The sequence below is a fragment of the Paenibacillus sp. EB106-05-06-XG162 genome (assembly GCF_058791655.1).
Genome location: NZ_JBYTDT010000004.1, coordinates 199,012 through 211,323, shown reverse-complemented (window position 1 = coordinate 211,323; position 12,312 = coordinate 199,012). Strand labels below are relative to the sequence as shown.

Below are 12,312 nucleotides of genomic sequence, written 5' to 3'. Positions count from 1 at the left end.
AGTGAACAGATGGGGGGATGGAGGTTGCTCAAGACAGAAGAAATTGTGCAGATCATGTCCAAACAAGGTCTGCGAATCACCGATCAGCGCCGAACGTTGGCGAAATTGTTCGCAGAGTCCGAGGGCTACTTAACACCTAAAGACGTGTATGAATATATGTGTAAGCATTACTCGGGATTAAGCTTCGATACCGTATATCGAAATTTACGCGTGATGCAGGAGCTTGGCGCATTAGAGCAGATTGTGTTCGAAGAAGGTGTGAAATTCAAAGCGCGCTGCGCAGAGAATCATCACCATCATCACTTGATCTGTCTTACATGTGAGAAGACGTATCCGATCACGTTCTGCCCGATGCAATTGACGGACGTACCCGATCAGTTTCAGGTTGTGAAGCATAAGTTCGAAGTCTTCGGTTATTGCAAAGATTGTCTTGCGGTTGAAGCTGGAGATTCAGGCAGTCAATCCAGCCTGTCTGCTGCACGTACGGAGTAGGGGCTATGAAATGGGTGCTAAAGGCTCCAATTCATTTCTATCGGAAAGTGATTTCACCGCTGAAGCCGCCAACTTGTCGTTTCTATCCGACATGTTCTGCTTATGCGCTAGAGGCCATAGATGTACATGGTCCTGCCAAAGGGTCCTGGCTCGCGATCAAACGGATTGGCAAATGCCATCCCTTTCACCCAGGCGGTTATGATCCGGTTCCTCCACCGAAGTCGAAGTCAGAGTCGACTGGAAACCCACTGTCTTGACATTGGAAGCCGGACTCGTTATATTCATTTTATAGTGCGAGTTCAAAAAGTCGGCATTTCAGCACCGAGAAGGTTGCGAGAACCTGAAGAAGGAGGAACGGAGTTTAGGCGAAACCTAAATGAGTACCTGAAATGTTTCCAGAGGAAACATACTTCGTAAGCATAGGCTCTTCGAGGGTGAACGCAAGATTCAATGTTGATTATGCCTCTTGAATGGCTTCGTGATCAAATGATGACTTTTTGAACCTCTTATATATGTTATCCGAGGAAGGGATAAGTACATGTATGTAGCCTAGATCAGAGAGCCGGGGAAGCTGAGAACCGGTATAGGTGAGGATATGGAAAATGGTCCTGGAGGATTTGCTCTCGAGCAAAGTTTATACGCAAGCATTCGAATGATGAAGATGCGTAGAACTTTGTAAGGTTGCAGCGTGCCCAGCGTTAATGGACAGTCCGACACGGACTGGTTGAGCCTTTCTATTGCGAAATAGAGAGGGAAATTGGGTGGTACCACGTGAGCATACTCTCGTCCCATTGCGGGCGAGAGTTTTTTTGTATTTTCATCACATTAAAGGAGATGTCTTTCTCAATGAGTAAACCAGCGAACACATTCTATATTACAACCCCAATTTATTACCCAAGCGACAAGCTGCACATCGGTCATGCATACACAACAGTTGCAGGGGATGCAATGGCTCGTTACAAGCGTCTACGTGGATTTGATGTACGCTATTTGACAGGGACGGACGAGCACGGTCAGAAAATCGAACGTAAAGCACAAGAAGCAGGGAAGACGCCTCAGCAGTTCGTAGATGATATCGTATCGGGCATTCAAGAGCTATGGAAGAAGCTTGACATCTCGAATGACGACTTCATTCGTACGACAGAAGACCGTCATAAACGAATTGTAGAGGTTGTTTTCGATCGATTGCTGCAGCAAGGAGATATTTACAAAGGCGAATATGAAGGCTGGTACTGTACACCTTGTGAGTCGTTCTTCCTAGAACGTCAGCTTGTGAACGGTAACTGTCCAGATTGCGGACGTCCAGTTGAGCTGGTGAAGGAAGAGAGCTACTTCTTCCGGATGAGCAAATATGCGGATCGTCTGCTTGCCTACTACGAAGAGAATCCAGAGTTCATTCAACCAGAATCGCGTAAGAATGAGATGATCAACAACTTCATCAAGCCTGGTCTTGAAGATCTTGCTGTGTCCCGTACAACCTTCGACTGGGGCGTGAAAGTGAAAGGCGATCCGAAGCATGTCGTCTATGTATGGATCGATGCGTTGTCGAACTATATTACGGCACTCGGGTACGGATCAGACAATGATGAGCTCTTTAACCGTTACTGGCCGGCGGATGTACACCTTGTTGGTAAAGAAATTGTACGCTTCCATACGATTTATTGGCCAATCATGCTAATGGCATTAGATCTTCCACTGCCGAAGAAAGTATTCGCACATGGCTGGCTGCTCATGAAAGACGGTAAAATGTCTAAATCCAAAGGGAATGTTGTCGATCCAGTAACGTTAATCGACCGTTATGGCCTTGATTCACTTCGTTACTACTTATTGCGTGAAGTTCCATTCGGTTCGGATGGATCGTTTACACCGGAAGGCTTCGTTGAACGTGTGAACTCGGATCTTGCAAATGACCTTGGGAACCTGTTGAACCGCACAGTTGCGATGGTTGACAAGTATTTTGGCGGCGAAGTTCCGGCGTATGCTGGTGATGTTACAGCCTTCGATGCGACGTTACGCGAAACAGCACTTCAAACGGTGCAAAAGGTCGAAGAAGCACTAGATACGATGGAATTCTCCGTGGCCCTAACAGCAATTGGCGGATTCATCAGCCGTACGAACAAGTATATTGATGAGACGCAGCCGTGGGCACTTGCGAAAGATGAAGCGAAAAATGCGGAGCTTGCATCCGTCATGGTGCATCTGGTTGAAGCACTGCGGATCAGTTCCGTGTTATTACAGCCATTCTTGACGCAGACGCCAGTGAAGATCTGGGCACAGCTCGGCTTGGAAGCAGGTGAATTAACCGCATGGGATAGCACCCATACGTTCGGTTTGATTCCTGCTGGAACGAAGCTCGTGAAAGGCGATCCGATCTTCCCGCGCTTGGATGCAGAAATTGAAGTGGCTTACATCGCGCAATCAATGACAGGCGGCGTGACACCAGTGGTGGAAGCGGCGTCAGAGCAAGCAACGGATGCTGCAGTCATTGAAGCTCCGGTTGATGTCGAAGAGATTGCGATTGACGATTTCATGAAAGTTGATCTGCGTGTAGCTCAAGTATTAGCGGCGGAGCCTGTGAAGAAAGCCGATAAATTACTCAAGCTCCAATTGGATCTTGGTTATGAGCAGCGTCAAGTCGTATCGGGTATCGCGAAGTTTTATACGCCTGAACAATTGATCGGACGTAAGGTTATTTGCGTCACGAATCTGAAGCCTGTGAAGCTGCGTGGTGAGTTATCGCAGGGGATGATTCTTGCAGCATCTGCTGGAGATCAATTAACACTTGCGACGGTACCAGATTCCATGCCGAATGGTGCCATAGTGAAATAAGTAAGATCATATCAGGAAAGGCCGATAGAAGCCATGGAAGTGGCGTCTTATCGGTCTTTTTTGCACGGAAGGCAGAGGTATGAAGGGGATTCATAGTGGTGAGATTAAAAGTACCTGAATCGCTTCGGGGCCAATGCACTACTTTGTGGTGTTATTTAGGTGTTGACAGGTTTCATGAAACTCCTTATAATCCTAACAGTAATGTTTACGATTAAGAGTAAAGCCTTGGGAGGGGATTGACGATGAAATCGATGCGTAAATATATGATAGGGGCAGTCATAATGATCTTTGCGATCATGCTTACTGCATGCGAACAGAATAACGCCATAAAGCTGGAAGAGGGGAAAATAAATGTCGTTACGACGATCTTCCCGATTTATGATTTTGCCAAGCAAATTGGGGGCGATCATGCCAATGTGATGAATCTGATCCCGACAGGCGTCGAACCGCATGATTGGACACCGAAAAGTCAAGAAATCTCGGTAACATCCAAAGCGCAGCTGCTGCTCTATAATGGTGCAGGCCTTGAAGGCTGGATTCCGAATTTCCTGCAAGGGCTGGGAAAAGACACACCGCTAAAAACGGTTGAAGTGAGTCATGGGATTGACATGATTCATGCAGAGGGCGATGACGGGCATCACCATGGCGAGGAAGCGGGCAATAAAGACGAGCACGATCATGGCAGCGATGGAGCACACGGCGATGATATGTATCTGGACCCGCACACGTGGGTAAGTCCAAAATCTGCACTCATCATGGCGAAGAATATCAAGGATAGCTTCATTACAGTAGATGCTGCGAATCAAGCGGACTATGAAGCGAATTATGCGAAGTTAGAGAAGAAGCTGCAAGATCTGGACTCGAAGTTTGAGACAGAACTTGCGAAGACGAGCAAGAAAGAGATCGTCGTATCGCACCAAGCGTTCGGATACTTGGCTCGCGACTACGGTCTCACGCAAAAAGCCGTGATGGGATTGTCACCGGAAGCAGAACCGCGCAGTCAAGACATTATTGAATTAACGAAATATGTGAAAGAACATAACGTGAAATATATTTTCTTCGAAGAATTGGTATCGGATCAGATTGCGAAGATGCTAGCGAGTGAAGCGAAGGTTGAGACGTTGGTATTAAATCCAATCGAAGGCCTAACACCGGAGCAGGACAAATCTGGTGAAAATTATGTTACATTGATGGAACGGAATTTGCAAAATTTAGTTAAGGCTTTACAATAGAGTGAGAACAAGTAAAGGGGAATGCGATAATGACGATTGAATCATCTACGAATGCACGGTGCCATCAAGATGTGATTCGGCTCGAGCATGTCTCATTTGACTATCAAGATCAATCGGTCATTCGTGATTTGGATTTTGCTGTACAGCAGCGAGATTTCGTCGGGCTTATCGGCTCTAATGGTGCAGGGAAGTCAACGTTAATGCGAATGATTGTAGGTCTCTTGAAGCCAAAGAGCGGCCGCATCGAGCTATTCGGAGAACCTATAGAGCAATTTAACGGCTGGCAGCGAATCGGTTATGTACCACAGAAAAATTCATTTAACCCTCTATTTCCAGCAACCGTTCGTGAGGTTGTCCAATCTGGGGTGTATGGGAAGCGGAATGTCGCGAGACGGATTCAGAAGGAAGATATTCAGAAATGTACGGATGCCATGGATGTGATGCGGATTGCAGATCTCGCGTCCAAACGGATCGGGCAACTCTCAGGTGGACAACAGCAGCGGGTATTCTTGGCTCGCGCCCTTATTAATAATCCGGAGCTGCTCATCTTGGATGAACCGACTGTAGGGATTGATATTGAGACACAGCATGACTTCTTCCAACTCGTGCAGCACATGCATCAGCATCATCGCATGACGTTCCTGATGGTATCACATGACATGGATATGATTGAAGCCTACTTGGGACAAGAACCTGTACAGCAGAGCGGCAAATTAAAGTTCTTTGTGAAGCACTCCCATGAGATCGAGAACTGCGAGGCTTTGAATCTATCGCATACGCTCACGGTTCGAGAGACAGAATCACTTTAAAGGGGACGAACGGAATTGAATATGATTATAGAGTTAATGACAAGCGATTTCTTCTTGAAAGCGTTCGTCGGAGGCGTTCTCATCGCGGTGGTTGCACCGCTGATGGGAACTTTTCTCGTGTTAAGACGGCTATCCATGATCGGGGATACGCTCGCGCATGTAACGATTGCCGGTGTTGCACTGGGGTTCCTGCTGCAGGTCTATCCGTTAGCCGTCGGTTTGATCTTTGCATTGCTCGCTTCGTTTGCGATAGAGCGGTTGCGCAAAGCTTATAAGACCTATGCAGAGCTGTCCATCGCGATTATTATGTCGGGTGGGGTTGCGTTGGCATCGCTCTTCTTCACGCTAGGTAAGAACTTTAACTTGAACGTGACAAGTTACTTGTTCGGTAGCATCTATACATTAACTGATCTTGATATTTATGTGGTCGCAGTCGTTGCGGTTCTTGTACTTATCGTCGTTGCGGTGTTCTGGAAAGAACTGTTCCTGCTCACGTTCGATGAAGATGCAGCAGCAGTGTCGGGCCTGCCTGTCCGTGCATTGAACATCATGATTACAGTCCTTACGGCACTGATTATTAGTGTGTCCATCAAAATTGTCGGTGCACTGCTTATCTCCGCGTTGCTAACGATTCCCGTGGCGTGCAGCTTGTTGATCGCACGCGGGTTCCGTCAATCGATTATCTTCTCCGTGATCATAGCTGAAATTGCGGCGATAGCCGGTCTCTTGGTCGCTGGGGTATGGAGTCTCGCACCGGGGGCGACGATTGTATTGATCTTAATTACGATTCTTATCGTGACCATGACGGTAAAGCGTGGTCTTAAAATTTAGGAGGACGATTCTACATGAGCGTATGGATTGCATTCTGGGCGGGGCTGGCTTCCTTTATCTCGCCCTGCTGTTTACCGCTATATCCTTCTTACATATCATTCATAACAGGTGTGTCCGTCAATCGTCTGAAGACAGAACAGAACACACGTGAAGTACGGATGCGCGTCATGTCGCATACGTTCTTTTTCGTATTAGGGTTTTCGGTTGTTTTTTATGCGCTAAGTTATGGTGCGAGTTTAGTAGGGGACTTATTTGTAGATTATAAAGATTTAATTCGTCAGATTTCCGCGATATTAATTCTAGTGATGGGGTTATTCCTCGTCGGATTATTCCAGCCGCAATTCCTGATGAAAGAACGGAAATTTCAGTTCAAATTTAAGCCGGCTGGTTATATTGGTTCCTTCGTATTCGGTATCGGATTCTCTGCGGGTTGGTCCCCGTGTGTAGGGCCGATTCTGACGGCGATCATTGGACTTGCTGCTACGGAACCAAATGCATGGCTGCGCCTGATTACAGCGTACACCATCGGTTTTGCCGTACCATTCTTTATATTTGCATTTTTCATTGGCTCGACCCGTTGGATTCTGAAATATTCGAACCGTCTGATGAAGATTGGCGGCGTGATCATGATCATCATGGCGATCCTATTATTTACGGATCAGATGAGCCGGATTACGATCTGGCTGCAGTCCATTACGCCAAGTTGGTTGAAGTTCTAGAGTCGTGAATGTTCGGACAGACTTGCATTTGGTCCTGTAAAACATGTATCATATTGAAGTACAATTTATAATGTTGGAAAAGAGGGGAACCAATGCCTACACCGAGCATGGAGGACTATTTGGAGCGAATTTACAAACTGATTGACGAAAAGGGCTATGCACGGGTATCTGACATCGCAGAAGGTCTTGAAGTTCATCCCTCCTCAGTGACGAAAATGATTCAAAAGCTCGATAAAGATAATTACCTCATATATGAGAAATACCGTGGCTTGATCCTTACGAACAAAGGGAAGAAGATGGGGAAACGTCTCGTTGAACGTCATCATTTGTTGGAGGATTTCTTAACGATCATTGGTGTTCAGCATGAGAATATCTATACGGATGTCGAAGGGATTGAACATCACTTGAGCTGGGATTCGATTACTTGCATCGAGACATTGGTCGAATACTTCAAGCGTGATCCCGAGCGGTTACGTCATTTGCAAGAAATACATCACGAGTTGAATAACGAATCCTAATCGTAATGATATTGATTCGCACACGTTAGAAGAAGCGTCCATTCCTTTCCGGAATGGGCGTTTTTTTGCTTTATTGATGATGAAATTAGTCATTTTCCCGCTTATCGCAACTTTGTGGGTTGTTTTGCTGTCTATTACATGGACGATTATAATAGAAAGATGACTAGAAACAGGAGGTAGAGAATGAAGTTTAGTAGAATGATTCTTGTTGCACTGATTATGTTACTTATGATCCCATCATGGACAGCTTTCGCTGCGGGTCAGACGAAAGAAATAGCCCTGTTCCTAAATGACCGACGCATCGCAACGGATGTGCCGCCTTACTTGACGCCGCGTACGAATGTGACGATGGTGCCTTTGCGTGTCATTAGCGAATCGCTTGGCGCGACGGTAGATTGGAAGGATAGAACGGCGACAATCTATCAGAACAATAATACGTTGATTTTACGAGAGAAGAATCGAGTTGCGAATGTAAATGGCAATGAGGTGAAGTTGGATGAAGCGGTAGCGATTCGAGATTCCCGCGTTCTCGTTCCACTACGATTCGTAGCTGAGAATTTAGGCGTAACGGTCGTATGGGATGGCGTCACCCGTACCATTACGATGACTTCTTCAAATGAAAATAATGATAATAATGATAATAATGATACATACCCGAATCAAGACTTGCGTGGCGCTTGGGTGTCCACCGTTTATAATTTGGATTGGCCTTCGAAGGCAGGTCTTCAAGTTGAGCAGCAGAAGGCTGAGTTTACGAAATTGCTAGATGATCTGAAAGGGATGGGCATGAATGCGGTATTCGTACAGGTGCGTGCTGCATCAGACGCATTCTATCCATCGAAGCTTGTACCATGGTCCAAATATTTAACGGGGGTACAAGGGAAAGACCCAGGGTATGATCCACTTGCTTTTATGATCGAGGAGACACATGCGAGAGGAATGGAATTCCATGCATGGTTTAACCCGTTCAGGGTCAGTGTGGACAGCAAAATAGAGAGTCTCTCGGCTGACAATCCAGCGGTTCAGCATTCGGATTGGGTCGTGCGCCATCAAGGCAAGCTGATGTTCGATCCTGGTATCCCGGCAGCCCGTGAGCACATTCTGCAAGCGATCATGGAAGTCGTGAACAATTACGATATTGATGGCGTTCATTTGGATGATTATTTCTATCCTTACGGTCAGGATAAAGAGCCTTTCGCAGATGATGCAAGTTATGCAGCATATAATAATGGACAATTCAACAATAAGGGCGATTGGCGCCGGGATAATGTGAATCAGTTCGTGCGAACCCTCGGTGAACAAATTCATCAAGCCAAACGTCATGTCAAATATGGAATCAGCCCATTTGGTGTGTGGCGTAACAGCAAGCTCGATCCAACAGGCTCAGCGACCAATGCAGGTGTAAATAGCTATGATGATCTATATGCCGACACAAGAGCATGGATTCAGAACGGTTGGATTGATTATATTGCCCCTCAAATCTATTGGAACAATGGGACGAAGGCTGCGCCATACGATAAGTTAGTGGATTGGTGGGTCAACGAGACGAAGGGTACCGATGTCAAGCTCTATGTTGGCCACGCTGCCTATAAGTTAGGGACGACGGAAGCGGGATGGTCTAGCAGTAATACGATCATAGAACAGCTGGATTATAACCGTCAAAACGGCGGCGTTGAAGGAAGTCTATTCTTCCGAGCGAAGACCCTTCAATCGAATGTACTTGGCATTGCAGATCGGTTACAAGCCTACTATTCTCGTTAACATAGTGACAACCACCTCCGGCATATACATAGATTAGAAGACCTATGTCAGTTGCCACGGAGGGGGTGGGCGGATGCTAGTGAATGCGGTGTTTGAAGGCGGCGGAGTCAGAGGGATTTCGCTGGCAGGGGCGGTGCGTGCAGCCGAGGATCATGGGGTGACCTTTCATCGCGTAGCAGGTTCATCGTCAGGTTCGATCGTAGCCTCATTAATCGCAGCGGGGTATACAGCAGAGGAGATGCGTGAGATCATCATGAGCACACCCTTCACCTCCTTTTTGAAGCGCGCCCCTATCTTTAATATCAAAGTTATTGGACCAATTACACGCGTTTTGTTGAAAAAAGGGTTATATTCAGGTGAAGCCCTGGAGACCTGGATTCGGAAACTGCTGCTGAAGAAAAATATTAGAACCTTCGGAGACATTGCCCCAGAAAAGCTTCGTATTATTGCTTCAGATATCTCTAATGGCAGGCTGCTGGTGCTCCCGGACGATATTGAGCTCTATGGTATTGATCCGAACAAGTTCGAAATCGCCAAAGCGGTTCGGATGAGCACCAGCATTCCTTATTTTTTCGACCCAGTCATGATCCGGAGTTGGAACGTACAAGGCGGTTCTAAGCCATTCTCCAAGCAGTTCTCTTACATCGTGGATGGCGGGTTGCTCAGTAATTTCCCACTCTGGTTATTCGAGAAAGATCGTAATCCAAGAACCAAGCAGTTGATTCCGACCATTGGATTTCAGATGGTGGGGAAGCAAGATCAACAGCCGCATTCGATTGGAGGGCCATTTACGATGTTCGAAGCAATGTTCGAGACGATGATGTCTGCGCATGATGAACGGTATATCGAACAACATAATCGATATCGGACCATTAAGATTCCAACTCTCGGTATCCGAAATACGCAATTTGAGATTTCGACAGAGCAAAGTACTAGCTTATATGATTCAGGCTTACTTGCGGGAACGCAATTTTTTGAACGATGGACCTATGAAGGGTATGAGGTTCAATTTAAGAAGTTCCAAGCAGAAATGTCGTGGAAGAAATGAAAAAAGAAGCTCCTTGTCTGCTGCATGCAGATGAGGAGCTTTTCTTTGAGTTTAGTGGAACCGAGGAATGTTATCATCACCGTCATCTTTACCTTTGGATCCTTCAATCACGCGGAAAGGAACGGTCTTACGTTTTGGTTTATGCGACTTCGCGTACTTCGCTTCTGTCCGCTGAGATACCTTAATCTTCGGTGCTTTCCGATAGCGGCCTGGCGGGAATTTCAGGAGCAGGAACACAATTCCGAATACGATCACGGGTATGAGCAGCCTGTATTCGCCTCTGGTAATGGAATACACTACGCCGAGCGCCGCTAAAGCCATGATGACAATAAAGGAAATTCGATGCCGATTCACCATACTACATCATCCTCTCGAAATGAATTACCCTTTAGAGATTTGCTGATCAAGCTCTCTCATTCGATTGAAGGAAGCGATTGATACTTCGACTTGGTCATCTGTCGGTTCTTTTGTCGTTAACAGCTGCAGCCATAGGCCCGGATAACCGAGGTATCTGAGCACTGGCGTGTCACGAAGCATGTTCGTGAAGCGGAGCGCTTCATACGATACACCAAGTACGACTGGCAGGAGCAGGAGACGTTGAATGATTCGTTCGGTTAAATTATCCCAGTTGAAGAAGGAATAGATTATAACACCAATAATGACCGATAAAATAATGAAACTGCTTCCGCAACGGTAGTGCAGCGTGTTGAAACGTTGGACGTTGGCAACCGTCAGTTCTAGACCTGCTTCATGGGCGCTGATCACTTTGTGTTCTGCACCATGGTACTGGAACAGCCGCTTGACTGGCGGCGTAAGGGAGATCGCCCACAAATAAATTAAGAGTAAAATGATTTTGATAATGCCTTCAATAAGGTTGTGTAATATTTTATTATCGAATGCTTTTCCAAAGAGCAGATTTTCAATAAAAACTGGCACTAAAGTTAGAACAACTTTTCCAAAGATGAATGCAATGATGCCTGCGACCGCAACCCCGACGATCATCGCCAAGTTAAACCCGGAATTCTCCTTTTCCTTGAGCTTGGCCTTCTCTTCTGGATCATCCACTTCGTCTTCGGCATACATCTCGGCAGAGAAGTTCAAATGCTGCGAGCCCTTTGCACTGGAATCAACGATCCCCACGATACCACGGATAAAGGGGACTTTCTTAAGGGCGCTGACCCATGGTTTATCATTTTTCGGTACTTCATAAAATGTTATTTCGTTATTCTTGCGCCGAACCGCTGTCACATTGACATTTTTACCGCCAAACATGACGCCTTCGAGCACAGCTTGTCCACCGTATACAGCGGCTTTCTGGTTATTCGACAACGAGTTCACCTTCCTTAGTATATTCAAATCGTACAAGTCGTGATCATCATCACACTACAATAACGGATTCCTTCCTATTGTAACGAATTTAACGTTGAAATTCCACTTGTTTACGATTCCAGCAATTGCACATACTAGCGAACATATAAATGATGAAGGGAAGTTGAAATCAGATGTTACAACATGAAGAGCAGACGAGATCAACATTAACGAATCCGTTGCGGTTTGCCATCCAAATCGGTTTTTTTGCTGGATTGATCTGGGGCGGCATAAGGTGGGTGTTTTACATATTTCAATTCACGACCATTACCCCAGGGTATTTGGCCGAGCCGTTCTATAAGCATCCGTATTTGATGACCATGCGTGGTCAAATGGTGGGATGGGTCTATTTCATCCTATTGTCGATCCTAGCAACCATGATATATACTTTCTGCTTGCGTAAGTTGAAAGGCCCATGGCCTGGAATTGGCTATGGGATTGTCTGGTGGGTGATTCTTTATGGTTTTATTGGTCCTATGATGCATATGATGCCCATGCTTACAAAATTAAGCAGGACGACGATTTTGACGGAGTTTTGTCTATTTTTGATATGGGGGCTATTTATTGGATATACGGTAGCCGTGGAGTACACGGATGAACGAGGAAGAGAACCGGGTCATGCGAAGAAAGGACAGGATCACCAAAACGTAGGTCATAACCCTCAACCTGAAGGAGCAACGAATTCGTAAGAGACTGCTTCTCAAA

13 protein-coding genes are annotated in these 12,312 nt (G+C 46.1%); 11 read left to right on the top strand and 2 right to left on the bottom strand.

Annotated elements, in window-relative coordinates; translation table 11 throughout:
• The first annotated feature begins 24 nt into the window (after positions 1–24).
• The 10 genes from AC3WU2_RS12185 to AC3WU2_RS12140 all read left to right on the top strand — a co-directional run bounded on the left by AC3WU2_RS12185 (position 25) and on the right by AC3WU2_RS12140 (position 10,239).
• Entirely contained in the window at positions 25–492 is a 468-nt protein-coding gene (locus AC3WU2_RS12185) for a Fur family transcriptional regulator (protein WP_018755097.1), read from the top strand.
• 5 nt (positions 493–497) lie between these two features.
• Complete coding sequence (gene yidD, locus AC3WU2_RS12180) at positions 498–749, top strand: membrane protein insertion efficiency factor YidD (RefSeq protein WP_492454384.1); 252 nt, start codon at positions 498–500, stop codon at positions 747–749.
• Between the two features lie 589 nt (positions 750–1,338).
• Positions 1,339–3,321, top strand: coding sequence for a methionine--tRNA ligase (gene metG / locus AC3WU2_RS12175; protein ID WP_492454382.1), 1,983 nt, complete (start codon positions 1,339–1,341; stop codon positions 3,319–3,321).
• 242 nt (positions 3,322–3,563) lie between these two features.
• On the top strand, positions 3,564–4,553 hold the full coding sequence (locus AC3WU2_RS12170; protein ID WP_492454380.1) for a metal ABC transporter substrate-binding protein: 990 nt from the start codon (positions 3,564–3,566) through the stop codon (positions 4,551–4,553).
• 29 nt (positions 4,554–4,582) lie between these two features.
• Positions 4,583–5,362 (top strand): metal ABC transporter ATP-binding protein, encoded by a 780-nt coding sequence (locus AC3WU2_RS12165; RefSeq protein WP_492454378.1) that lies wholly within the window; start codon positions 4,583–4,585, stop codon positions 5,360–5,362.
• A gap of 21 nt (positions 5,363–5,383) precedes the next feature.
• Positions 5,384–6,193 carry a metal ABC transporter permease gene (locus AC3WU2_RS12160; protein WP_492454714.1) on the top strand — a complete coding sequence of 270 codons (810 nt, stop codon included), beginning with the start codon at positions 5,384–5,386 and terminating at the stop codon, positions 6,191–6,193.
• Positions 6,194–6,207: 14 nt separating this feature from the next.
• On the top strand, positions 6,208–6,912 hold the full coding sequence (locus AC3WU2_RS12155; RefSeq protein WP_492454376.1) for a cytochrome c biogenesis CcdA family protein: 705 nt from the start codon (positions 6,208–6,210) through the stop codon (positions 6,910–6,912).
• A 92-nt stretch (positions 6,913–7,004) separates the two neighbouring features.
• Positions 7,005–7,430 (top strand): transcriptional regulator MntR, encoded by a 426-nt coding sequence (mntR, locus tag AC3WU2_RS12150; protein ID WP_018755104.1) that lies wholly within the window; start codon positions 7,005–7,007, stop codon positions 7,428–7,430.
• Between the two features lie 183 nt (positions 7,431–7,613).
• A complete protein-coding gene (locus tag AC3WU2_RS12145; protein WP_492454373.1) occupies positions 7,614–9,191 on the top strand; it encodes a family 10 glycosylhydrolase in 1,578 nt (525 codons plus the stop codon).
• 73 nt (positions 9,192–9,264) lie between these two features.
• The gene (locus AC3WU2_RS12140) at positions 9,265–10,239 is read left to right on the top strand and encodes a patatin-like phospholipase family protein (protein WP_492454371.1); all 975 of its coding nucleotides are present in this window, start codon (positions 9,265–9,267) and stop codon (positions 10,237–10,239) included.
• A gap of 51 nt (positions 10,240–10,290) precedes the next feature.
• Here the strand turns inward: AC3WU2_RS12140 and AC3WU2_RS12135 are convergent, their stop codons facing one another.
• A complete protein-coding gene (locus AC3WU2_RS12135; RefSeq protein ID WP_492454369.1) occupies positions 10,291–10,596 on the bottom strand; it encodes a hypothetical protein in 306 nt (101 codons plus the stop codon).
• A gap of 24 nt (positions 10,597–10,620) precedes the next feature.
• Entirely contained in the window at positions 10,621–11,568 is a 948-nt protein-coding gene (locus AC3WU2_RS12130) for a DUF1385 domain-containing protein (protein WP_492454367.1), read from the bottom strand.
• A gap of 173 nt (positions 11,569–11,741) precedes the next feature.
• Between AC3WU2_RS12130 and AC3WU2_RS12125 the strand changes: the two genes are divergently transcribed.
• Positions 11,742–12,296, top strand: a complete 555-nt coding sequence (locus AC3WU2_RS12125) for a YqhR family membrane protein (protein WP_492454365.1) — start codon at positions 11,742–11,744, stop codon at positions 12,294–12,296.
• Positions 12,297–12,312: the final 16 nt, after the last annotated feature.